This window comes from Jongsikchunia kroppenstedtii DSM 45133, assembly GCF_000380485.1.
In the GTDB taxonomy this organism is placed as follows: domain Bacteria; phylum Actinomycetota; class Actinomycetes; order Mycobacteriales; family Mycobacteriaceae; genus Jongsikchunia; species Jongsikchunia kroppenstedtii.
Genome location: NZ_AQYG01000050.1, coordinates 278,378 through 301,499, shown reverse-complemented (window position 1 = coordinate 301,499; position 23,122 = coordinate 278,378). Strand labels below are relative to the sequence as shown.

The following is a 23,122-nucleotide window of genomic DNA, read 5'->3' as shown; positions in this document are numbered from 1 at the left end:
CGACCAGCGAGTGCGGCTCCGCGGACCGCTCGATAGTCTCTGAGCATGGAACCGGTCTATCGAGTTCTGGTGGTCATCGCGCACACGCTGCTCGCGGTGATCGGCGTGCGTCCGCGGGTTGAGAACGCAGATCGGTTGCCGGCCACCGGCGGTGCGGTGCTCGCCGCCAATCACACGGCGTATCTCGACTTCATCGGCGTCGGGCTGGCCGGCCGCGCCGCGGGCCGGTTCGTGCGGTTCATGCTGAAGGCCGAGGCGGCGAAGATGCCGATCATGCGGTTCCTGGTCCGGCAGTGCAAGGCCGTGCCGGTCGACCGGTTCGCCGGCGCCGATGCGTATGCGGCTGCGGTGCAGTCGCTTTCGGACGGCGAGGTCGTCGGCGTCTACCCGGAGGCGACGATCAGCCGCAGCTTCGAGATCAAGAAGCTCAAGTCCGGCGCGGCCCGGATGGCGCTCGAGGCGAACGTGCCGATCGTCCCGGTGATCGTCTGGGGCATGCAGCGCAAGTGGACCAAGGGGCAACCCCGCCATCTGCGCTATAGCCGGACGCCGATGCTGGTGCGGCTCGGCGACGCCATCGCGCCGACCGGAGATGCCGAATCGCTGACGGCCCAGCTGCGTACTCGGATGCAGGATCTGCTGGAGCAGGTGCAACTCGAATACGGCACCGAGCCCGCGGGCGCCCCGTGGTTGCCGGTGCGGCTCGGCGGCAGCGCGCCCACACTGGCCGAGGCCGACAAGCTGGACGCGGACGAGCTGGCCGCCAAGGCGGCAGCGCGTGCCGAGAAGGCCAAATAGGTTGCCAGACACCGGATTCGGGCCACCCAACCTGATCGTCTGCGATATCGACGGAACCCTGGTCGGCGACGACAACTTGATCGGGCCGATGACGCGGGCGGCGCTGGAACGCGCCCTCGCCGCCGGGGCCGTCGTGGTGCCGGCCACCGGGCGACCACCGCGGTGGCTCGCGGAGATCATCGACCAACTGCCTCCGCTGCCGTATGCGGTGTGCGCGAACGGCGCTGTGCTGTACGACGTCTCGCAGGATCGGATCCTCCATTCCACGACACTCGATGCGCCGACCCTCGCGTGGCTCGCCGGCCTGGCCCATGAACAGCTGCCGGGCTGCGGCCTGGCCGCCGAGCGGGCCGGAAACAGTGCGCACGATGCGGCGACCGCGCCGTTCGTCGCAACCACCGACTATCGGCATGCCTGGCTCAATCCCGATCACGTCGAGCTGTCCGAGCGGGACCTGATCTCGCAGCCGGCGGTGAAGATGCTGGTGCGCTGCCCGGGGATGCCGAGCGCCGAAATGGCGGAACGGATGCGGCCCCTCGTCGGGACCGTCGCCGACCTGACGTATTCGACCGACAACGGGCTCATCGAGCTGGCCGCGCCCGGGGTCAGCAAGGCCGCCGGACTGCAGACCCTCGCCGGTCTCGCCGCCCTGCCCACCGATTCGGTGATCGCGTTCGGCGACATGCCGAACGATGTCGCGATGCTGCAGTGGGCCGACTACGGGGTCGCGATGGGCGATGCGCACCCGGAGGCCAAGGCGGCGGCGCAGGAGGTCACCACCACGGTCGGCGACGACGGAGTTGGCCGCATCCTGTCCCGCTGGTTCTGAGTCGCCGACTGGCGGAGATGACTAGCGGGCTGGGACGGTGGGTGCCGCAGGCGGGGCCGGAGCGGCCTGCGGCGCCGGGACCGGTGCTGCTGCCGGCGCCGGAGCGACCGGGGCTGCCGGGGCCGGCGATGAGGCCGGCGGGTTCTTCAGGTTCTTCTGCAGCTCGTTCAGGTAGGTCTGCACCACCTGGCTGACGATGCCGGTGCTGGTGTTGAAGATCAGCTTGCCGAACTGGAACGTCTGGCTCACCAGGTTGCCGGTGATCGTCTCGCCGCCGGTCGGCAGGCCCAGCGGGCTGTTCTGGAATCCCAGTGCCGCCCAGGCCTTCTCGATCAGACCCCAGATCACCTGCGCGCCGGTCGTGGCCGACCAGTAGATCAGCCCGTTCTGGAAGTTGGCGTAGGTGGCCTTGCCGTCCGGGGTGACGGTCTCGGCCGACAGCGCGCGGCCCAGCTGGCCATTGGACCCGCCCAGCTCGACCCACTTGGCGGCGATCGCGCCCACATCGGAGGGCGTGAGCACGGGGCCGCTCGGGGTGCCGGGGCCCTGCGCGTCCGGCGCCGGGGGAACCGCGCCGGTGGTGGTCGCCGGGCTGGTGCCGCTGGAGCTCGGCAGCGAAGAGTTGTTGTCCACCAGGTTGTTCTGGGTGCCGGAGTCGGGATCGGTCGGGCTCGGCTGCATCGGCAGCGTCAGCTTGCCGGCCGCCACCTGGCGGATCTGATCGAGCGCCTCGTAGCCGTAGTTGCCGGGGCAGTCGGTCTCGTCGTAGTCGCGGTGGCCGGAGATCATCGGCTTGGTCACCGTCTCGCCGGCGGCGTACTGACTGCCGTCGAACCCCTGGGAGACAAGGGTTGCCGTGCCGGTCGGGTTGAGTCCTGCCAGCCCGAGCCGCCAGCCCAGGTAGCGGCCGGTCGACTCGATCTGCGAGGGCGTCGGCGGCACGTCGTTGAGGTTGCCCAGCATCACCACGCCGACGGTGTCCGGGTTGAATCCGCCGGTATGCGTGCCCTCGACGTTCTTGTCGAGTCCGCCGAAAGCGCCCTCGAAGATCTGGCCGTACTTGTCGACGATGGCGTTGTAGCCGATGTCGCACCAGTCGAGAGTCTGTGCATGGTAGGCGTAGATGCCGCGCACGATCTCCGCGGACTGGGCGGGGGTGTAGTCGTTGCTGCCGGCCGAGTGGTGCACGACCGCGGCCTTGAGCTGCGGATCGTAGGTCGGCTGCGAGCAGCGCATCGATTCGTCGGCGCCCCACTGCTCACGGCTGATGATCGGCGGCTTGCCGCCCTGGGCTCCGGAGCTGCCGAGCAGGCTGTCGCCGGGCGAGGTGCCGGGCGCGATCAGGATCGCCTTGAGGGTGTTGACCACGGTCTGCAGGGCGCCGGTGCCCGGCGCGGGCGCGCCGCTGGTCGGAGCAGGTGCGCCGGCGGCCGGGGGAGCCGGGGCGGCCGGCGGTGCGGCATTCGCGGACGGGGCCGGGGGAACGGCCGGTGGCTCCTGGCGGGCGGTGAATGCCTGCTGCCTGATCTGGCCGGGCGCGACGCTGACCGTCGGCGGCGAGCTGGTCGGCCGTGAGCTGGTCGGTGCCGGCAGCACGGGGGCGTTCGGCGTGGTCGACGGGACGGCGTTGCCGGTCGCCGGGCCGGGAGCCGCGGGCTTCACCGGCTCGGCCTGGCCGTTCTTGGTCACCGCGACCTGCACCGCGTTGGTGTTGCCGACCCAGATCGGCTCGGTGCCCTGCACGCCGGCGCGATGGGTCGCGTTGCCGTCGGTGCCGTCGGTCGAGAACCACTGTCCCCATTGGCCGTTCGGCTGCTTGGCACGGATGTAGGCGGTGGTGTCGGTGAGGCCGTCCCAGGTGAGCGCGACCATCGAGAACGGCTTGGACTGGGTGATCTCCTTGATCGCCGCGTCCGTCGCACCGGCAGGCAGGTTCGGCGAACCGGCGGCCGGCGTGGGCGATGGAGCGGCGGGCGCGGCCGGGGCCGGCGTCTCGGTCGAGGGCGTGGTCGACGGCAGCAGGCCGGGCGGGATCAGTCCCGGCGGAACCTGAATCGGGATGTCCGGCAACTGGATTCCGGAGACGTCGATCGGCGGCAGCGTCACGCCGGCCTGTGCGAGACCGGAGCGGACCAGATCGAGGGCCATGGTCGGAAGCTGGTTGAGGCTGACACTGTTGATGACCGTCTTGGTCGGAGCCACCGCGCCGGGTGCCTGATGGTTGACGGCATTGTTCGGCGCCTCGCCCACGAGGACGGCGAGCGGGCTGGCGATCACGACGGCTGCGACGGAACCGATCGCCAGCGAGGTCCGCGGCGATCGATAGAGGGGTCGAGCGGTCCGCTTGCGCACGGTGTCTCCTTCGTCGGTGTTCAGTCGATCCGGTCGATCCGTCGGCGCCCCGAAATGGGTACGCCGAGCGGGTCCGGCCGGTGGTCGACTTCCCCTTCGACACCGTCGTCGCAGGTACGGGGCCGATAGGCGACCCGTCCGACAGCGACGCAGACGTCCACATGGTGTCCGGTTCGGGGGGCGAAGTCCACGACCGCCTGCGGCGTTTCGTGAAACTGGTGATGCAGTTGTTGTCTATGAGGTCCTGCGACGAGCCGAATGCGGGTTCGCCAGGAGCTGAATCGGATATTCACGGCAAGTACCGGAGGAAGCCTCCGGACCGGCGTAGCGTCGTTGGCATGCGCGTACCCATCACTCTGGACCTGCACGTCGGCAACTTCACCTACCCGGACACCACCGAACCGGACGAGATCTTCGAGAAGCTCGTGGCGATGGCCACGACCTGTGAGGCGTCGGGATTCAGCTCGATGTCCCTGATGGACCATCTGCATCAGATTCCCGGAGTCGGCACCCCGGAGAAGTGGATGTTCGAGGGGTCGACGATGCTCGCGGCGCTGGCCGCGCGGACCGAGACCCTCACCTTCGGACTGCTCGTCGGGTCGGTCACCTATCGCAATCCGGCGCTGGCCGCCAAGATCACCACGACGGTCGACATCATCTCGAAGGGCCGGGTCTGGCATGGGCTGGGCGCGGGCTGGTTCGAGGCCGAGCACAATGCCTACGGCTTCGACTTCCCGCCGCTCAAGACCCGCTTCGAAATGCTCGAAGAGGCGCTGCAGATCAGCAAGCTGATGTTCCGCGGGGACGCCGGAACCTCGGGAAGCTTTGCCGGACAGCACTTCCGGATCGACGAGCCGTACAACAACCCGAAGCCGATCCGCGGCGATATCCCCATCCTGATCGGCGGATCGGGCGAGAAGAAGACGCTCCGGCTGGTCGCCCAGTACGGCGACGGCTGCAACTTCTTCGGCGACGTCGATCAGTGCACGCACCTGCTCGGCGTGCTGCGCGAGCATTGCGACCGGCAGGGCCGCGACTTCGACGAGATCACCAAGACGGCGATGGCGCGCGTGATCGTCACCGACACGGAGGCGCAGGCGCAGCAGTGGCGCGAGCGCTTGCTGGAGATGGGAACGCCGCAGGCGCTCGTGGATTCGGCCTTGATCGGCCCGGAGAGCGTCGTGATCGAGAAGGCCGAGGCTCTGCGTGCCGTCGGTATCGAGGGGCTGACCGTGGTCGGGCCGCTGGCGCACGACCTCGAGCAGCTGAAGCGGGTCGGCGGCGTGCTCGGGCCGGTGTTCGGCGACGCCGCGAATCTCTAAGTTTCCTCTCCGATTCGCGAACTTTCGTTAAGTCCGGGACCTAATCTCTGGGGTGTGTAACGCGGCCGGTCACGGGCGCGACGTCGGGGGTAGATGGGATCGGGGAGGCTTGACGAAGTGGGCGCATTGCGGCGTGCACGCTGCGGCGGTGCGCGGGCCGACGGGGGATCGGCGGACGCGTGGTGAACGAGGACGGGACGCCGAGGATTCGCGTGGCCGTCATCGATGATCACTCGGTCATCCACGACGGCATCGCGGTGTGGTGTGCGACGGAAGAGCCGCAGATGGCGATGATCGGCGGATACCTGTCCGTCGGCGAATTCGAGGCCTCGGCGCCCGCCCCCGACGTCGTCGTCTTCGAGCTGCAGAACGGCGCCGCGGAACCCTATTTCGACGGCATCAGTCGGTTGTGCGACAGCGGATTTCGCGTGATCGTGTTCTCGCAGCACACCGACAGCTCGATCGTGCTGCGCTGTCTGGATCGTGGTGCGGTGACCTATCTGTCGAAGTCCGAGGGCCGTGAACATCTGACCGCGGCGATCCACGCGGCCGCCGCCGACCAGCCCTACCTGTCACCGACCATGGCGAAGGCGATGACCAACGACGAGTCGGCCGAACGCCCGTCGTTGTCGGCGCGGGAACGGCAGGTGCTGATCAGCTGGTTCCAGACGGAATCGAAAGAGCTGGTGGCGAATCGGCTCTTCATCACCGTCGGCACGGTCAACACCCATCTCAAGCGGATCCGCGCCAAGTACGCCGCGGCGGGGCGGCCGGCATCGACCAAGGCCTCGCTGGTCGCGCGGGCGATTCAGGACGGGCTCATCTCGCCGTCCGAACTGTGAGCCCGCACCGCGCTGGACCCTGGGGCGACGCGTATCTGGTCGATGGGTGATGCCGTGGGCGTACCTGTCAGTGGTCGCGCCCCGGAGTTGAGGGGAAAGTCGGCAGGTTGTCGGATTTGTGACCGGGTTGTAATCGTGCGTGCTTGGCGCTTGCCACAAAGGTTTACTACCGTCACTCCAGTAACATTCGTAAGACTGCTGGTGGGACGCGGCCCCGGCGGGGAAGGACCATCTCGATGGCCCAGAAGGCACGTCGGCTGCTGCGAAAGGTGCCCGGCCTCTATACGTTCCGTCCGATCGACGGCCGATCCGACCTGCCGCGCGGGCGGCGGGTCGTGGCGGCAACCGCCGCTGCCGCGCTGGTCATCGGCGGGGCAGTGGTGCTGGCGAACCCGGGCATCGTGCGTCAGCACGTCACGTTGACCGCCGGCGGCGAGATCGTCCTCAAGGGCCATGGCAACGGGCACGGCCGCGGGATGGGCCAGTACGGCGCGCTCGGGTACGCCAAGAAGGGCTGGAGCGCGGCGCAGATCGTGTCGCATTTCTATGGCGGGACCACGCCGGGCAATGCCTCGAATCAGACGGTCACCGTCACGCTGACCGGTCAGCACAGCGCCAGCGTCTATTCGACGGCGCCCATGAAGGTCGGGCCCGTGACCACCGCACCCGGCCAGGCCGTGTCGATCAACGGCAACACCGCGACCATCACGTCGGGCTGCGGCGGCGGTGGCGGACAAACCGTTGCCGCGCACGAGGTTTCGCCGGTGAATCCGGCCCCCAACCTCCCGGTCGACCAGCTCCTCAAGTTCTGCGGATCCAACGCGCCGTACCGCGGCTCGATCGGTACCGCCGACGGCAAGGTGGTCAACACCGTGCAGATCGACGACTACGTGCGCGGGGTGGTGCCGAAGGAGAGCATTCCTGCCTGGGCCGACCAGGGCGGCGCGGCCGCGCTGCAGGCGCAGGCCATCGTCGCTCGCAGCTATGCGCTGGCGTCGGTCAGACTGAACAAACCCGTTGATGACACCCAGAATTCGCAGGTGTACGGCGGCGCCGCCGGCGAGGACCCGCGGACCAATGCCGCGGTGCAGGAGACGGCAGGACAGATCCTGCTGAAGGGTGGGCAGCCGGCCTTCACCGAATTCTCCTCGTCCACCGGCGGATACACCGACGGCCGTGACTTCCCGGCCGTGGTCGACGATGGCGACACCATCTCGCCGTTCCACAACTGGACGGCCACCATCCCGGCGTCGGCCGTGGCGTCGGCATTCGGGCTGGGGTCGCTCACGTCGATGACCGTCACCCAGGCGAACGGCCTGGGACCGGAGAATGGCCGCGCGATCCAGGTGACCCTGGTGGGGTCCGGCCAGACGGTGCAGGCGAAGGCCGACGATGTGCGCACCAAGCTCGGCCTCAAGTCGAATTGGTTTGCGGTGGAGGGTCAGACGACGAAGCCGCAGATCGTCGCCCCGCCGGCCGGCGTGGGCGCGGCGAATCCGATGACGGACCTCACGCAATCGATCCCGGGATTGGGATCGCTGTCTGGCGGATCCGACCCGATCAGCTCGATCATGCAGACGGCGTTGAGCGCGATCGGCGGCAAGTACACGGATCTCGGTGGTGTCACCGGGGCGCTGGGTGAGGCCATCGGTCCGTTGATCTCGCTGCTGCAGGGGCAGGCGGCCATGCAGCAGTACAAGAACGGCAACATCTACTACTCGCCGGCGACCGGCGCGCAGGCGTTGACGGGGGTCTCCCTGCAGAGCTTCATCGCCCAAGGGGCGCAAGCGGTTCTGGGCCTGCCGACCCGGGACTCCCTCGGCACCCCGGCCGGTGCGCAGGTGCCCGATCAGCCGTTGATCGCACCGTTCCAGAACGGCACGCTGTCGATCGACCCGGCGACCGGGGCATCCACGCGGGCCGGCTGAGGTCCGCCAGGTGGGCCGGGGGCCTTATCCGGAGCCGCGAATCTCGCTAGGTTGGACCCATGAAATCTGGAGACCGCGCGCCCGACTTCGAACTTCCCGACCAGAGCGGGCAACCGCGACGACTGTCGACCATGTTGGCCGACGGCCCGGTCGTGCTGTTCTTCTACCCGGCGGCGTTCACGCCCGGCTGCACCAAAGAGGCCTGCCACTTCCGCGACCTCGCGAGCGAGTTCGCCGCGGCGGGTGTGCAGCGGCTCGGCGTCAGCCGGGACGACGTGTCCAAGCAGCATGACTGGACCGACAAGCACTCCTTCGACTATCCGCTGCTCGCCGATGTCGATGGGGCCGTCGCCACCGCGTACGGCGTCGCGCGCGGTTCGCTGCTCGGCAAGTTCATGCCGACCAAGCGCACCACCTTCGCGATCCGCGCCGACGGCACGATCGCCCAGGTGATCGCCTCGGAGATCAACATGGACACGCACGCCGATCAGGCGCTGGCGGCGCTGCGCGGCTGAGCCGGGCTAGCGCCGGGCGCGCACCCGGTCGACGGCGCGGTTCCACAGCAGCACCGTCGTCGCCTGCAACGCGGCCGGATTGAACGAGTCCTTGGCGAGGTACGCGGTCGCAGTCGCCTTCGTTGTCGCCGAGGCCTTCGATGAGTGCCCGGAGTCGAACGGCGGCTGCGGGTCGTATTCGAGCGCGAGCTGAATGGCCTTCGCCTTGGATTCGCCGACGATCTGTCCGGCGAGCCAGAGCGCGAGATCGAGGCCGGCCGATACCCCGGCCGCGGTGACGATGTGGTCGCCGGCGTCGACGATCCGTTCATCGCCTACGGCGGTGACGTCGAATGTCTTCAGCAGGGGCAGCGCGATCCAATGCGAGGTGGCGCGCCGCCCGTCGAGAATCCCGGCGGCGGCCAGCAGCAGCGATCCGGTGCACACCGATGTCGTCCAGGTCGATGTGCGATGCGCATTGCGAAGCCATTCCAGGAGCGCCTCGTCCCGGGTGCATTCCATCGTGCCCTGGCCGCCGGGGATGAGGATCAGGTCGGGCGAGGGGGTTTCGGCGAAGGTATGGGTGGCGCCCACCAGCAGCACCCCGGAGTCGGCGGCGACCGGTCCGGTCTCGTGCCACACGAACCGGACCTCGGCGCCGGGCAGGTTGCGCAGCACCTCGTAGGGCCCGATGAAGTCGAGCGCGGTGTAGCGGGGATAGAGAACGATCGCGATCTGCATTGCTGCCTCCTTGGTCAGGCGAACGTCTTGCGGAAATGATCCGGCGAAACTCCCACTCGCCGAACGAAATTGCGCCGCATCGTCTCCGCGGTGCCGAATCCGCAGCGGGCGGCGATGGTGGTGACCGTGTCGTCGGTCTCGGTCAGCTGCCGCCGCGCGGCGTCGGTTCGGATGCGTTCGACATAGGCGCCGGGCGATTCGCCGACCTCGGCGGTGAACAACCGGGTGAAGTGCCGCGGGCTCATCGCCGCATGCCGGGCGAGGTCGGAAACGCTGTGCGCGGCACCGGGTTCGGCCTCGATGAGTTCCTGCACCGAGCGGATCGGCCGGCGCCTGGCACGCGGCATCCAGACCGGCGGGGCGAACTGCGTCTGACCACCGGGCCGACGCAGGTACATCACCAGCCAGCGGGCGACGGATTGCGCGATCTCGGTGCCGAAGTCGTCCTCGACCAGAGCCAGCGACAGATCGATGCCGGCCGTCACCCCGGCCGCGGTCCAGACTCGCTCGGAGCTGCGGACGAAGATCGGCTCGGGGTCGACGGTGATCCGGGGGTAGTCGTCGGCCAGCTGCTTGGCCGACGCCCAGTGGGTGGTGGCGGTGCAGCCGTCGAGCAGCCCGGCCTCGGCGGCGAGAAATGCGCCGCTGCATACGCTCACCACCCGGTTCGCCCGCTCGGCGGCCGCGCGGATCCAGTCGATCGTGGCGCGGTCGGTCCGGGCCTGCTCGAAGCCCATGCCGCCGGGCAGCAGGACCGTGTCGATCGGTGACGTCGTCGGATCGGGCAGCGGCTTCGAGACGAACTCGAGGCCGGTCAGGGTGGCGACCGCGGCCCCGTCCGCCGACGCCAGCAGCGGGGCGTACCCGTCGCCGTGGCCGCGGCTCGCCAGCAGCAGCGTCGCGGCGCCGAACACGTCGAACGGCCCGACGACGTCCAGGGCCTGAACGCCCTGGTAACCGAGGAGGACGACGTTTCGCATCATGCAATTCAGTCTGGGAGACCGGCCCGATGGCGTCTACGCCATCGGGCCCACAGATCAGGACACGTCAGAGATCGGCGAGGCGACGTTCGCCCAGCGGGGTGGCGACCACGCTGCGTGGAGTGGTGCCGCGGACTATCCAGCCGGCATCGAACATCGTCGTGGCGATCGCGGTGCCCAGCGGGCCGGAGAGATGGTGCGCCTGCTCGGTCCAGTCGACGCAGTAGGTCAGTGCCACTCCCGGTCGCAGAAGACGTTGCGGCAGCCCGAATTCGGCCAGCTGGTCGGCGCCGTCTGCGGTGAGCCGGTAGTCGGTCGAGCTGCCCGGCGCCGACAGCCGGTCGCCGGTGTCGGGGTGAAAGCGGCCGTCACCGCCGATGATCCAGCCGCGCGTCAGCATGCTCCGGAATAGGTCGACGCCCAGCCGTCCGGCGAGGTGGCGGTAGCAGGTGCGGCCGGTGCGCAGCGCCCGGGCCCGGGTGTGCTGGCGCAACGAGGTGATCGGGCGCTGCGGTGCGAGGCCGGCGAGCGCCTCGAGGACGGCCTCGACGTGCGGCGTAGCCAGGCGGTAGTAGCGGTTGCGGCCGTGTTGTTCGACGTCGACCAGGCTCTGCTTCAGCAGCACCGACAGGTGGTTGCTCACGGTCGACGCGGACACGCCCGCCTCGGCGGCCAGCCGCCCGGCCGGCAGGGCGCGTCCATCGCAGAGCGCCATCAGCACCCGGATCCGCCGCGGATCGGCGAACGCCGATGCCACGCCGGCCAAGTCCGGGTCGGCGGACGGATGCGGGTCATTGTCGACCATGTCCCCGATCCTAGGTCGGATTCGTTTCGACGAGGGTCGAAGTATATCCGGGTGACCCTGGTGCCGTGACCGAAGGAGACACCGCCGCATCCGCCGGACTGCCGAGGACGCTGTTCGCAGCGCTCTGCGCCGGCTACTTCTTGATCCTGTTGGACGTCACGGTGGTGAACGTCGCGCTGCCCGCCATCGGCCACGACCTGTCGGTGTCGGGAACGCGACTGGCGTGGGTGGTGGATGCCTACGCGGTGCCGCTTGCGGCGCTCCTGCTGCCTGCCGGGGCATTGGGAGATCGCCTGGGGCACAAACGCATCGTCCTGCTCGGCCTGGTCGGCTTCGGTGTCTCCTCGATCGGCTGTGCGCTGGCGCAGACCATCGAGGCACTCGCGCTGGCTCGGGCGGTCCAGGGCGCAGCCGCGGCGGTGATGCTGCCCGGCACGCTGGCGCTGATCGCCCAGTCGGCGGCTGACGACGAGGTGCGGGCGCGCCGGGTGGCGCTGTGGGCGGCCCTCGGCGGGCTGGCGCTGCCGGCGGGTCCGTTGCTCGGGGGACTGCTGGTCTCGGGGCCCGGATGGCCATCGGTGTTCTGGTTGAACGTCCCGGTCATCGCGATCGCTCTGGCGATCCTGGTACGACTCCCGTCCCGCGATGCGGCGAGCTCATCCGCGGGCGTGGACTGGCTCGGCGCCGGGCTGCTCACAGTGACGGTCGGCGCAACGGTTTTCGCAGTGCTGGAGGGCGCGGCGTCGGTGCCGATCGGAGTGGTCGCCGGGGTGGCGGCAGTGGTGGCCGGAACAGCATTGGTGCGGCAGCAACGCGGGGCGGCGGCGCCGCTGCTCGCGGTACCGCGAGCGGAGCGTCGGGGCCTGGTGATCGCGAGCGGCGTCGCGGGCCTGATGAATCTCTGCATGGTCGGGTCGTTGTTCGTGCTGACCCAGGTGCTGCAGGTGAGTCACGGCCTGCGACCGTGGTCGGCCGGGCTGATGCTGCTGCCGGCGATGGTGCCGTTGCCACTGCTGGGCCCGGTGGCCGGCCGGATCAGCGTCCGAATCGGCGCGTGGCGCACGTCCGCGATCGGGTTGGCGCTAGCCGCAACAGGTTTCGCCGGATTATGTGCGGCGGTCCCGCATCGGCAGTTCGTGGAACTGGGTCTGGCGCTGATGATCTGGGGCTGCGGGGTCGGGATCCTGACCCCGGCCATCGTGGCGGTCGCACTCGGCGCCGCGCGGTCGACGCCCGGGTCCGCATCAGGTGCGAGCAACACGGCCCGCCAGATCGGCGGCGCGCTCGGGGTGGCGGTGATGGCGGCCGCCGCCGGGCCGGCCGGTGCCCGGGCATTCCTCGCGCATGTGCAGCTGTCGTTGGCCGTATGCGGCATCGCGTTCGCGATCGCAGCGGCCGGGCTGCTGCGGGTGGACCGTAATCGATGAGATTTCCGAGAGCGCCCGGACCGGCCTGCGATCGTCTCCAAAGGCGTTGCGACGCAGCTAATACCGGAGCGATCGGGACTGGTCAGGGCATTTCGCGTCTCACGCGGGTAGCGCGCGTACCAGGGCGGCCAGGGTCTGCCACCGGCGATGGCGGTGACGGAACATGGCCCGTACGAACAGCCCGGTGAGCCATCCGGTCACGCCGCCGTCGATCTCGATCTCGTCGGTGTAGCGACACGAGTCGGCGCCGACCGGCTCGAATGTGAGTCGGTGGTTCCAGGTGTGCACAGGCCCGCCGTGCTCGCGGGTGTAGATCTCGTTCTCGTCGAGGCGGACCACCTCGATCTCGTGTGTCCAGCTGGGAATGACGCCCAGCCACCGAACGCGGCCGCGTGCTCGAAAGCCCGGCTCTACCGCGGTTCCCGGCTCGGGCGCCTCATCCATCGCGAAGGACAGCACCGGCGCGAGAACGAAAAGCATGACCTCAGGCACGGCCGCGAGCGCGCGAGCTCGGTGCGCGGAAAGCGGCAACTCCGTACTAATGGAAACGATAGTCATCACCAAAAACTACGCGACGTTTTGCCCGAGTGCAGCTGGAACGCGGCGTCGTCGACATCAAGATCGACTTCATCGTCTCCGGACTCGAACATCGGTGGCCGGAGATCTGAGCCGTCGACCGTGACATCGGTCATCGCCGCGGCGTCGCTGGTCGTCGCGCCGACGGTGCTAGAACGGACTCGTGAAATTGAGATCGACGGTGTGGCGCTGGCTGGCCATCGGGACCGTTGCCGTCACCGCCGCGGGGCTGACCGCGATCTCGATCAGTGCGCCGACCGGGAATCCGACATTCTCGAATGTGCTCAAGCCCGGGATCGCGTACGTGAGCCTCGGCGACAGCTATGCCGCCGGCGCGGGTATCGACCCACAGGTACCCGGCGTCGACCCGCAGTGCGCGCAGTCGTCGAGCAACTACGCCCATCTGATCGCGACCGTGCAGCGCTACAAGCTGACCGATGTCAGCTGCGCCAGCGCCAAGACCAGCGACCTGACCGACGCCCAGCGGACGGACCTCAAGCCGCAGATCGATGCGCTCGATCCGAACACGACGCTGGTGACGCTGCTGATCGGCGGGGACAACGGCAACATCTTCAGCGAAACGCTCAAGAACTGTCTCGAGGCCGCGGCCAAGCGCCTGTGGTTCGGGACCCCGTGCAAGAACGCGTACGGCGACTCGATCGCCGACGAGATCCATCAGCAGACGTATCCGGGCATCCTCGCCGCCTATCAGCTGGTGCGAAAGACGTTGCCACGGGCCGTGATCGCGGTGCTGAACTATCCGTGGATCCTGCCGGCGAAGTCGGAGGCCTGCCCCGAGTTGCCGTTGGCGCCGGGAGATATCCCGTACGCGCGCTCGATCCAGGCGGCGCTCAACGACGACATCGCGAAGGCGGCGGCACAGGCGAAGGTGACCCTGGTCGATGTCGCGGCGGCATCGGTCGGCCACGACGTCTGCCGATCGAAGAAAGACCGATGGATCGAGCCGCTGCTCCAGCTGAAGCTGAGCATCCCGGACTTTCCGGTGCACCCCAATGCGGCCGGTGAGCGCGGGATGGCCGCGGCGGTGCGGTCGACGCTCGGATTGACTGTTCCGGCAAACAGCTGAGCCGGGCCGACGACAAGTGCTAGACATGATCCTCATGTACATGGGTTCAATAGCGCGTCGCTCGATCGTTCTTCTCGCTTCCGCCCTTGCGGCCGCCGGTCTGGTGGTCGGTGCGGGGCAGGCCGCAGCCGCACCGCCGAGTCCGGGGTCCGAGTATGTGAATCTCGGTGACAGCTACTCCGCCGGCAGCGGCGTCAACCCGGTCGTGCCCGGCACCTATCCGCTCTGCGGCCAGTCGGAGAACAATGCCGCGCACGTGCTCGCCCGGTCGGCCGGCCTCCGGCTGACCGATATCAGCTGCGGCGGTGCCAAGACGAGCGACTTCTTTGCGCCGCAGTTCCCGGGACTGCGGCCGCAGCTGTCCGCGCTGAGCCCGCGGACCAAGCTGGTGACGCTGATGATCGGCGGCAACGACGAGAACGTCTTCGGACAGACCGTCGCGCAATGCGTCGCGGCGGGCGCCACCACCGGCTTCACCGGCCACCCGTGCCAGGACCGCTACGGCAACTCGATCGCCGACACGGTCAACAGTCAGACCTATCCGAACCTGGTCAACGCCTACCGCGCGGTGCGCGCGCATGCGCCGAACGCGACCGTCGCGGTGATCAACTACCCGACGATCCTGCCGAACAAGGTGCAGGGCTGCCCCGGATTCCCGGTTGCGCCGGGCGACGTGCCGTACACCTACAGCCTGCAGAAGACCCTGAACGATGCGATCGCCCGGGCGGCCAAGACGGTCGGCTTCACCGTGGTCGATGCCGCGTCCGCCTCGGTCGGCCACGATTCCTGCCAGCCGGTCGGGACGCGGTGGGTCGAGCCGCTGATCACCGATCAGCAGCTGGTGCCGGTGCACCCCAACGCCCTGGGCGAGCGGCAGATGGCGATGCTGGCCGGCAAGGCGCTCGGCCTGAAGTAGGACGGGCCCTGAAAACCTGACTGGACGGGCCTCATGACCTCCCCACAGGGTTATGTCAGCGCTCCAGTCAGGTTTTCAGTGTGGATGTGGGGGCTCAGCCGGGCGCCAGCACCGGGATGCCGAGGTCGGCGGAGGGTCGCCGCATCACCGGTTTGCGGACCTGCACGAATCGGTTTGGAGCGTGCTCTCAGATACCCTGAACCCCCGTGACCGCCAACTCAGCGCCCTATGACCTGTTGATCGTCGGCTCGGGCTTCTTCGGATTGACGATCGCCGAGCGTGCCGCCTCCCAGCTGGGCAAACGTGTCCTGATCGTGGAGCGCCGCCACCACATCGGCGGCAACGCCTACTCCGAGGCCGAGCCGCAGACCGGTATCGAGGTGCACCAGTACGGGGCCCACCTGTTCCACACCTCCAATAAGAAGGTGTGGGACTACGTCACACAGTTCACCGAGTTCACCGGCTACCAGCACCGCGTGTTCGCGATGCACAAGGGCCAGGCCTACCAGTTCCCGATGGGGCTGGGGCTGGTGTCGCAGTTCTTCGGGCGGTACTTCACGCCCGACGAGGCGCGCAAGCTGATCGCCGAGCAGTCCAGCGAGATCGAGACCGCCGAGGCGTCGAACCTCGAGGAGAAGGCCATCAGCCTGATCGGCCGGCCGCTGTACGAGGCCTTCGTCAAGGACTACACCGCCAAGCAGTGGCAGACCGATCCCAAGAACCTGCCCGCGGCCAACATCGCCCGGCTCCCGGTCCGCTACACCTTCGACAACCGCTACTTCAACGACACCTACGAGGGCCTGCCGGTCGACGGCTACACCACGTGGCTCGAGAACATGGCCGCCCACGAGAACATCGAGGTCCGGCTGAACACGGACTGGTTCGACGTCCGCGACGAGCTGGTCGCGCAGTGTCCGGACGCGCCGGTCGTCTACACCGGCCCGCTGGATCGCTACTTCGACTACAGCGAGGGCGAACTCGGCTGGCGCACCCTCGATTTCGAGACCGAGGTACTAGAGACGGGTGACTTCCAGGGCACCCCGGTGATGAACTACAACGATGCGGACGTGCCGTACACCCGTATCCACGAGTTCCGGCACTTCCACTCCGAGCGGGAGTATCCGGCCGACAAGACCGTGATCATGCGGGAGTTCAGCCGCTTCGCCGAGAGCGGCGACGAGCCGTACTACCCGATCAACACCCCGGACGACCGCGACATGCTGACGCGCTACCGGGAGCTCGCCAAGGCCGAAACTGCCTCCAAGAAGGTGCTTTTCGGCGGCCGGCTGGGCACCTACAAGTACTTGGACATGCACATGGCCATCGCCTCGGCGTTGACCATGTTCGAGAACACGCTGGCGCCGCACTGGAATTCGGGTGCGGTGCTCAAGGAGAGTGACGAGTGACCCAGGTGACTGAACCCGCCGCCCCCGCACCCGAGGTGCCCGCCTCGGAACGTGCAAAGACCCTGCTGCAACGCGTCATCCTGCCGCGGCCGGGCGAGCCGATCGACGTGCGTTCGCTCTACCTGGTGGAGTCGGACAACAACGCGCGGCGGGCACATGCTCCTACCCGGACCACCCTGTCGGTGGGCGCCGAGTCGGAAATCAGCTTCGAGGCCTACTTCAACGCGTTCGCGGCGTCGTACTGGCGGCGCTGGACGGTGCTGGAATCGGTGGTGCTGCGGGTCGAGGTGACCGGCTCGTGCCGCGTCGACGTCTATCGCTCGAAGATCGACGGCTCGCGCATCGCCGTCGCCGGCGACCTGGTCGAGATCGACGAGACCGGGCGCGGCGCAATCGAATTCGAGGTCGACCTGGGCCCGTTCGAGGACGGCGGCTGGATCTGGTTCGACCTGACGACCGACACCGACGTGGAGATCCGGTCGGCCGGCTGGTACGCGCCGATCGACGCGCCGGCCGGGCCGGACAGCAAGCGGATCACCGTGGGCATCCCGACCTTCAACCGGCCGGGCGACGCCGTCGCCGCGCTGGTGGCGCTGACGTCGGATCCGTTGGTGGACAGCGTGATCGACGCCGTGATCATGCCCGACCAGGGCACCAAGCTGGTCAAGGACGAGCCGGGATACACCGAAGCCGCTGCGGCCCTGGGTGATCGGTTCCATCTGTTCAAGCAGGGCAACCTCGGCGGCTCCGGCGGCTACTCGCGCATCATGTACGAGGCGCTGCGCCTGACCGACAGCCCGTACGTGCTGTACATGGACGACGACATCCAGATCGAGCCGGACTCGATCCTGCGGGCGCTGGCGTTCTCGCGCTTCGCCAAGACGCCGATGCTGGTCGGCGGCCAGATGCTGAACCTGCAGGACCGCAGCCATCTGCACTGCATGGGCGAGGTCATCAACCGCCACAACTTCATGTGGACCGCGGCGCCGTTCGTCGAATACGACCACAACTTCGCGAAGTACCCACTGCGCGATCGCGACAACTCCAAGAACCTGCACCGGCGCATCGACGTCGAGGGCAACGGCTGGTGGACCTGCATGATCCCGCGCGCGTGCGCGGAGGAGATCGGCCTGCCGATGCCGCTGTTCATCAAGTGGGACGACTGGGAGTACGCGCTGCGGGCCGGCAAGGCCGGCTACCCGACCGCGACCGTCCCGGGAATCGCCATCTGGCACATGGCCTGGAGCGACAAGGACGACGCCATCGACTGGCAGGCGTACTTCCACCTGCGTAACCGGCTGGTGGTCGCGTCGATCCATCATGACGGACCGCTGGCCGGCATCCTGTCCTCGATGCGCAAGGCGACCGCGAAACACCTGCTGTGCCTGGAGTATTCGACCGTCGCGATCCAGAACGAGGCGATCCGGGACTTCCTGGAAGGGCCGGAGCACATTCGCGATCTGCTGCCCACGGCACTGCCGAAGATCGCCGAGATGCGCAAGCAGTTCCCGGACGCGGTTGTCCTCAAGTCGGCCACCGAGCTGCCCCGAACCTCCGGTGAGGCAACGCATCTGGGTGTCAACGAGCCGACGAATCCGCTGAGCAAGCTGCGCGCGCTGGCGTCGGCGGTGTGGAACAACGCCACCCCGGCCGATCCGCGGCATTACGAGGTGCCCCAGGCGAACTACCCGCCGGTCGAGGCGCGCTGGTTCTCCCTCGGCCGGGTCGACGGTGTCACCGTCACCACCGCCGACGGCCGCGGCGTGGTCTACCGCCAGCGCGATCGCGACAAGATGATCGCCCTGGCCAAGGAGACCTACGAACTGCACAAGCGGCTGCAGGCGGAGTTCGAGGGCGCCAAGGCCCGCTACCGGGCGGCCCTGCCCGAGCTGACCAGCGTCGAAGGGTGGAGCCGTGTCTTTGAAGAGCAGTGACACGGCTGCATCGGGCGACGAACCGCGCCCGGTGACCACCCCCGAATCGTCCGTGCTGGTCGCCGTGCAGAAGGTGGCGCGCAACGACGCCACGGTGCGCGCCGCCCGCGGTATGTCGCATTTCGGCGAGCATTCGCTGGGCTGGCTGGCCATCGCCGGTACCGGCGCGGTCCTCACCCGCAATGACCCGGACCGGCAGCGCAAGTGGATCCTGGCCGGCGTCGGCGCCTTCGGCGCGCATGCCGCGTCGGTCATCATCAAGCGGGTCGTGCGTCGTCCGCGCCCGACCGATCCGCGGGTGATCGTCGGCGTCGGCACGCCCAGCAAATTGAGCTTTCCGTCGTCGCATGCCACGTCGACCACGGCCGCGGCGATCCTGATCGGCCAGGCCGCGGGCCTGCCGAAGGGGGCGCTGCCGGCCGCGATCGTGCCGCCGATGCTGCTGTCGCGCCTGGTTCTCGGCGTGCATTACCCGACCGACGTACTCGCCGGGGCCGCTATCGGTGCGGCGAGTGCGGCTGCGGTGACAACGGGTGACAAACTGATTCGTCGAATGACGCGCCGGGGATCCGGCCGCGCCCGCAGTCGGGCGATCACGGTAGGAGTGAAATGAGCGAGGAGCCGATCGAGCCTGACGAGGTCCGCGGCCCGCCGAAGAGTCTGGCGAGCGGTCTGGTGAAGGCGATCCGCCCGCGGCAGTGGGTGAAGAACGTCCTGGTGCTGGCGGCGCCCGTGGCGGCCGGCGAGATCGGGCACTGGGATGTGCTGTGGCGCAGCGCGGTCGCCTTCGTCGCGTTCTGCCTGGTGGCGTCAAGCATCTACCTGGTCAACGACGCCCGCGACGTCGAGGCCGACCGCAATCACCCGACCAAGCGTTTCCGGCCGATCGCCGCCGGCGTGGTGCCGGTGAACCTGGCCTATGCGCTGGCGGTCGTGTTCGCGGCCGCCGCCATCGGCATCTCGTTCATCGCCAACTGGCAGCTGGCGGTGGCGATCAGCGTCTACCTGGTGATTCAGCTGGGCTACTGCTTCGGCCTCAAGCATCAGCCGGTCATCGATATCTGCATCGTTTCGTCCGGATTCCTGCTGCGGGCGATCGCCGGTGGCGTCGCCGCCGAGCTGCCCAATGGCCTGTCGCAGTGGTTCCTGCTGGTGATGGCCTTCGGCTCGCTGTTCATGGCGGCCGGCAAGCGCTATGCCGAGCTGCAGCTGGCCGAGCGTACGGGCGCCAAGATCCGCAAGTCGCTCGAGTACTACACGACGACCTACCTGCGCTTCGTCTGGACGCTGTCGGCCACGGCGCTCGTCATCTGTTACGGCATGTGGGCCTTCGACAAGGAAAGCGGCCACGACACGAACGTGTGGTTCGCCCTGTCGATGGTGCCGGTGACCGTCGCCATCCTGCGATACGCCGTCGACGTCGACGGCGGCCAGGCGGGCGAGCCGGAGGAGATCGCCCTCGGCGACCGCGTACTCCAGGTGCTCGCCGTGACCTGGTTAGTATTCGTGGGTGTCGCGGTATATGCCTACTGAACGGTCGGGTTCTGGTCGCGCTGGTTGGGTCACCGTAGGCCGCTTCTCGGTGCCGGGCCCTGCTGCCGCCAGCTTCTCGATCAGCGCCCTTGTCGTCGCGATCATGTTCGCGATCGGCGGCTGGCAGCGTCGCTGGATCGCCGACGACGGCCTCATCGTCCTGCGGACGGTGCGCAACCTGTTGGCCGGCAACGGCCCGGTGTTCAACAAGGGCGAGCGGGTGGAGGCCAACACCTCCACCGCGTGGACGTACCTGATCTGGTTCTGGTCCTGGGTCACCCAGGGGCAGACCGAATACGTGGTGCTCTGGCTGGCGCTGACGCTCTCGGTGACGGCGCTGCCGATCGCGATGTACGGCACCTATCGGCTGCTGAACCGCGGCCGCAATTTCAATCCGGGGTGGACGCTGGTCCTGCCGCTCGGCGCGGTCATCTACATCGCGCTGCCGCCGGCCCGCGACTTCGCGACCAGCGGCCTCGAGGTCTCGCTGTGCCTGTTCTGGATCGCGGTGCTCTGGTGCCAGCTGGTCGCCTGGAGCCAGCGTGATCGCACCGTGCGATCCGGACTCGGGTACTGGACCGCAATGCTGGCGCTGGCGTTCAACGCCGGGCTGTCGCCGCTGATCCGGCCGGAACTCACGATATTCGGCGGCCTGGTGCTGCTGATGGTGTTCTGCACCGAGATGAGCTGGCGGATGCGGGTCGCATTCGTCGCGGTCGCCGCGGCGCTGCCCGTCGGTTACGAGATCTTCCGCATGGGCTACTACGGCCTGCTGGTGCCCAACACGGCGATCGCCAAGGACGCCAACGGTGCCAAGTGGAGCGAGGGTTTTCGCTACCTGGCCAACATGTTCGGCCCCTATGTGCTGCTGCTGCCGCTGATCCTGGCGGTCATCGCGGCCGCGGTGGTCTGGCGCGGTTGGGGGACCCGAAAGTCCGACGCGGCCCCGGCCGCCGGCGAGTCGCTGCCGTCGGTCGATTGGCGGGCCCGATTGCAGAACTTCCGCGAGTGGCTGCAGTCGCCGCCGGCCGTCGTCACCCTGGTCCTCCTCTGCGGCCTCATCGAGGCCCTGTACTGGCTGCGCCAGGGCGGCGACTTCATGCATGCGCGAGTCCTGTTGGCGCCCTTGTTCATTCTGCTGCTGCCGGTGATGGTCATTCCGATCGCCGTCCCTCAGGAGCAGGAACAGCGCCGCAAGGTGGTCGGCTGGGCCGGTGGCGCGGCGATGGGCGTCATCTGGATCGCCACGATGATCTGGGCGCTGGTCACCGCGCAGTCCCCGGGCCTGCATAACGGCGACGAGATCGGCCGCGCCGGCATCGTCGACGAGCGCCGGTTCTACATCGCGAATCTGGCCAACCCGCACCCGATCACCGCGGCCGACTACGCGAACTATGGCCGGATGCCGGAGATGATCGAGGACATTGATCAGTACAAGGACCACGGCGGCGTGCTGCTGCCCGGCCCCGACTTCGATCATTGGTTCTACGCACCGCCGTCGCCCAACGCCGCGCACAAGGAGCTGACGGTCTACTTCCTGAATCTGGGTATGACGAGCATGAACGCGCCGCTGGATGTTCGGGTGGTCGACCAGATGGGGCTGGCGTATCCGCTGGCGGCGCACAGCCAGCGCCTCACCGACGGCCGCATCGGGCACGACAAGGACATGGCGCCGGAGTGGGTGGTGGCCGAGTCGCAGGTCGATCCGACCAAGATGCCCGGATATCTGCGGCCGGACTGGTATGTCTGGGCGCGGGATTCGCTGCGCTGCACCAAGACCCAGCAGCTGCTGGCGTCGTACCAGGGGCCGATGAATCTGACCAAGTTCCGGCACAACCTGCGGCAGGCGTACGAGTTCACCAAGTACCGGATCGATCGCGATCCCCAGTACGAAGTACTCCGCTGCAAGCCTCCCGGAGCCAGCTGAACGACCGGCTGCGTTATCAGGAGCTCCGCAGGGGAAGGCGCCTGGCGGAGCTCCTTCTGTCTTGCCGCTCGTCCAGCTGATCTCCGGGTGGACCGAGGAGCGACGACGGGCTTGGTACGCGACATCTCGATTGAGCGACAGTTGATCATCGCCTCCGCCACAGTTGCGCCCCAGTAGTGCTTTTTAGTCACACCAGTCACTAGCGTCACACTTCGTGTTGATCAATCTGCGTCCGGGGCGGCTGCTCCGGATGAAACGCGTGACCGCTTCCGTCGCCGCCGTGGCGCTGTCGCTCGGCATTGGGGTGGCCTCGGGCACCGGTGCCGCGTCGGCCCTGCAGCTGAGCACCTGGTTCGTGCCGAGCTGCGGCATGCCGAGCATGAGTGGCGGGCCCGCGGGCTCGGTCAAGGTGCGGGTGTGGAGCCGACCGGGCAACGCCAAGACGGTGGTCCTGCTCGACGGCCTGCGGGCGACCAACGACATGAGCGGCTGGGAGCACAACACCAACGTCGGTCTGCTGGCCGATCACGGCGTGAACGTGGTCGAGCCGGTCGGCGGCCTGGCCAGCTTCTACAGCGACTGGGATGCGCCGAGCAATCTGAACAATCAGCGCTACCGCTATATGTGGAACTGCGTCATCACGCGGTCGCTGGTCAACACCATGGATGCGATGGGCCTGCGCGGCCCGTCCGGCCACTACGCGATCATGGGCATCTCGATGGGCGGCAACGCCGCGATGGTCATCGCCGCCAACAACCCGCGCAATTTCGACCGCGCCGGTTCGATGTCGGGCTTCCTGAATCTGTCCGCGCCCGGCATGCGGGAGGCGATCCGCATCGCGCTGCTCGATGCGGGCATCGAGGCCGGCGTCGGGCCCTTCAACTCGGACTCGATGTGGGGCCCGCCGTGGAGCACCCGCTGGCTCGACAACGACCCCTTCGTCCAGATCAACAAGTTCCGCGGGAAGAAGATATTCATCGGCGCCGGCAGCGGGGTGCCAGGTCAGTACGACAACGTGCTGGCGAATCCGATGCTGTTGCTGCAGGGTGTGCCGCTGGAAGTGCTGTCGCTGGCGCAGACGCGGGTGTTCCAGGCGCAGGCCGCGATCAACCGGGTCCCGGTGATGACCGACTTCCCGCCGACCGGCACGCACTCCTGGCCGTACTGGCAGAAGATGATGTGGGACGCGCTCGCCTGGGGCTTCTTCAAGTGAGTGACCTATGTC

General features: G+C 68.2%; 20 protein-coding genes. 15 read left to right on the top strand and 5 right to left on the bottom strand.

What is annotated here, in order from left to right; translation table 11 throughout:
• Positions 1-45: 45 nt before the first annotated feature.
• Together G341_RS0117420 and G341_RS0117415 are read left to right on the top strand one after the other, a co-directional pair.
• On the top strand, positions 46-798 hold the full coding sequence (locus G341_RS0117420; protein ID WP_018180448.1) for a lysophospholipid acyltransferase family protein: 753 nt from the start codon (positions 46-48) through the stop codon (positions 796-798).
• Position 799: 1 nt separating this feature from the next.
• The gene (locus G341_RS0117415; protein WP_018180447.1) at positions 800-1,627 is read left to right on the top strand and encodes an HAD family hydrolase; all 828 of its coding nucleotides are present in this window, start codon (positions 800-802) and stop codon (positions 1,625-1,627) included.
• Positions 1,628-1,648: 21 nt separating this feature from the next.
• Here G341_RS0117415 and G341_RS23930 read toward each other — a convergent pair whose 3' ends face one another.
• Complete coding sequence (locus G341_RS23930) at positions 1,649-3,979, bottom strand: N-acetylmuramoyl-L-alanine amidase (RefSeq protein ID WP_018180446.1); 2,331 nt, start codon at positions 3,977-3,979, stop codon at positions 1,649-1,651.
• 338 nt (positions 3,980-4,317) lie between these two features.
• On the opposite strand from G341_RS23930, the gene G341_RS0117405 reads away from it, so the two are divergent.
• The 4 genes from G341_RS0117405 (at position 4,318) to G341_RS0117390 (ending at position 8,586) form a co-directional block, all read left to right on the top strand.
• A complete protein-coding gene (locus G341_RS0117405) occupies positions 4,318-5,301 on the top strand; it encodes an LLM class F420-dependent oxidoreductase (protein ID WP_018180445.1) in 984 nt (327 codons plus the stop codon).
• Between the two features lie 179 nt (positions 5,302-5,480).
• Entirely contained in the window at positions 5,481-6,143 is a 663-nt protein-coding gene (locus tag G341_RS0117400) for a DNA-binding response regulator (RefSeq protein ID WP_018180444.1), read from the top strand.
• Between the two features lie 236 nt (positions 6,144-6,379).
• The gene (locus G341_RS0117395; protein ID WP_018180443.1) at positions 6,380-8,071 is read left to right on the top strand and encodes a SpoIID/LytB domain-containing protein; all 1,692 of its coding nucleotides are present in this window, start codon (positions 6,380-6,382) and stop codon (positions 8,069-8,071) included.
• A 59-nt stretch (positions 8,072-8,130) separates the two neighbouring features.
• Positions 8,131-8,586 carry a peroxiredoxin gene (locus G341_RS0117390; protein WP_026303821.1) on the top strand — a complete coding sequence of 152 codons (456 nt, stop codon included), beginning with the start codon at positions 8,131-8,133 and terminating at the stop codon, positions 8,584-8,586.
• Between the two features lie 6 nt (positions 8,587-8,592).
• Here the strand turns inward: G341_RS0117390 and G341_RS0117385 are convergent, their stop codons facing one another.
• The 3 genes from G341_RS0117385 to G341_RS0117375 form a co-directional block, all read right to left on the bottom strand.
• Positions 8,593-9,306 (bottom strand): DJ-1/PfpI family protein, encoded by a 714-nt coding sequence (locus G341_RS0117385; protein ID WP_018180441.1) that lies wholly within the window; start codon positions 9,304-9,306, stop codon positions 8,593-8,595.
• A gap of 14 nt (positions 9,307-9,320) precedes the next feature.
• Positions 9,321-10,289 carry a GlxA family transcriptional regulator gene (locus tag G341_RS0117380; protein ID WP_018180440.1) on the bottom strand — a complete coding sequence of 323 codons (969 nt, stop codon included), beginning with the start codon at positions 10,287-10,289 and terminating at the stop codon, positions 9,321-9,323.
• 64 nt (positions 10,290-10,353) lie between these two features.
• Positions 10,354-11,091, bottom strand: coding sequence for an ArsR/SmtB family transcription factor (locus tag G341_RS0117375; RefSeq protein ID WP_018180439.1), 738 nt, complete (start codon positions 11,089-11,091; stop codon positions 10,354-10,356).
• A gap of 65 nt (positions 11,092-11,156) precedes the next feature.
• On the opposite strand from G341_RS0117375, the gene G341_RS0117370 reads away from it, so the two are divergent.
• Positions 11,157-12,518 carry an MFS transporter gene (locus G341_RS0117370; protein ID WP_018180438.1) on the top strand — a complete coding sequence of 454 codons (1,362 nt, stop codon included), beginning with the start codon at positions 11,157-11,159 and terminating at the stop codon, positions 12,516-12,518.
• 99 nt (positions 12,519-12,617) lie between these two features.
• Here G341_RS0117370 and G341_RS0117365 read toward each other — a convergent pair whose 3' ends face one another.
• Positions 12,618-13,076, bottom strand: coding sequence for an SRPBCC family protein (locus G341_RS0117365; RefSeq protein WP_043451810.1), 459 nt, complete (start codon positions 13,074-13,076; stop codon positions 12,618-12,620).
• Positions 13,077-13,257: 181 nt separating this feature from the next.
• Here G341_RS0117365 and G341_RS0117355 point away from each other — a divergent pair, with 181 nt between their 5' ends.
• The 8 genes from G341_RS0117355 (at position 13,258) to G341_RS0117320 (ending at position 23,110) form a co-directional block, all read left to right on the top strand.
• Positions 13,258-14,181 (top strand): SGNH/GDSL hydrolase family protein, encoded by a 924-nt coding sequence (locus G341_RS0117355; protein WP_245557040.1) that lies wholly within the window; start codon positions 13,258-13,260, stop codon positions 14,179-14,181.
• 34 nt (positions 14,182-14,215) lie between these two features.
• A complete protein-coding gene (locus G341_RS0117350) occupies positions 14,216-15,097 on the top strand; it encodes an SGNH/GDSL hydrolase family protein (RefSeq protein ID WP_026303818.1) in 882 nt (293 codons plus the stop codon).
• A gap of 206 nt (positions 15,098-15,303) precedes the next feature.
• Entirely contained in the window at positions 15,304-16,503 is a 1,200-nt protein-coding gene (gene glf / locus G341_RS0117345) for a UDP-galactopyranose mutase (RefSeq protein WP_018180434.1), read from the top strand.
• A complete protein-coding gene (locus G341_RS0117340; RefSeq protein ID WP_081622587.1) occupies positions 16,500-18,437 on the top strand; it encodes a glycosyltransferase in 1,938 nt (645 codons plus the stop codon). Before glf ends, G341_RS0117340 begins: the two co-directional genes overlap by 4 nt.
• The gene (locus G341_RS0117335) at positions 18,418-19,050 is read left to right on the top strand and encodes a phosphatase PAP2 family protein (RefSeq protein WP_245557038.1); all 633 of its coding nucleotides are present in this window, start codon (positions 18,418-18,420) and stop codon (positions 19,048-19,050) included. The genes G341_RS0117340 and G341_RS0117335 overlap by 20 nt, the downstream gene beginning before the upstream one ends.
• Complete coding sequence (locus G341_RS0117330) at positions 19,047-19,970, top strand: decaprenyl-phosphate phosphoribosyltransferase (RefSeq protein WP_018180431.1); 924 nt, start codon at positions 19,047-19,049, stop codon at positions 19,968-19,970. Before G341_RS0117335 ends, G341_RS0117330 begins: the two co-directional genes overlap by 4 nt.
• 49 nt (positions 19,971-20,019) lie before the next feature.
• Positions 20,020-21,897, top strand: coding sequence for an arabinofuranosyltransferase AftB family protein (locus G341_RS0117325; protein WP_018180430.1), 1,878 nt, complete (start codon positions 20,020-20,022; stop codon positions 21,895-21,897).
• Between the two features lie 250 nt (positions 21,898-22,147).
• The gene (locus tag G341_RS0117320) at positions 22,148-23,110 is read left to right on the top strand and encodes an alpha/beta hydrolase (protein WP_018180429.1); all 963 of its coding nucleotides are present in this window, start codon (positions 22,148-22,150) and stop codon (positions 23,108-23,110) included.
• Positions 23,111-23,122: the final 12 nt, after the last annotated feature.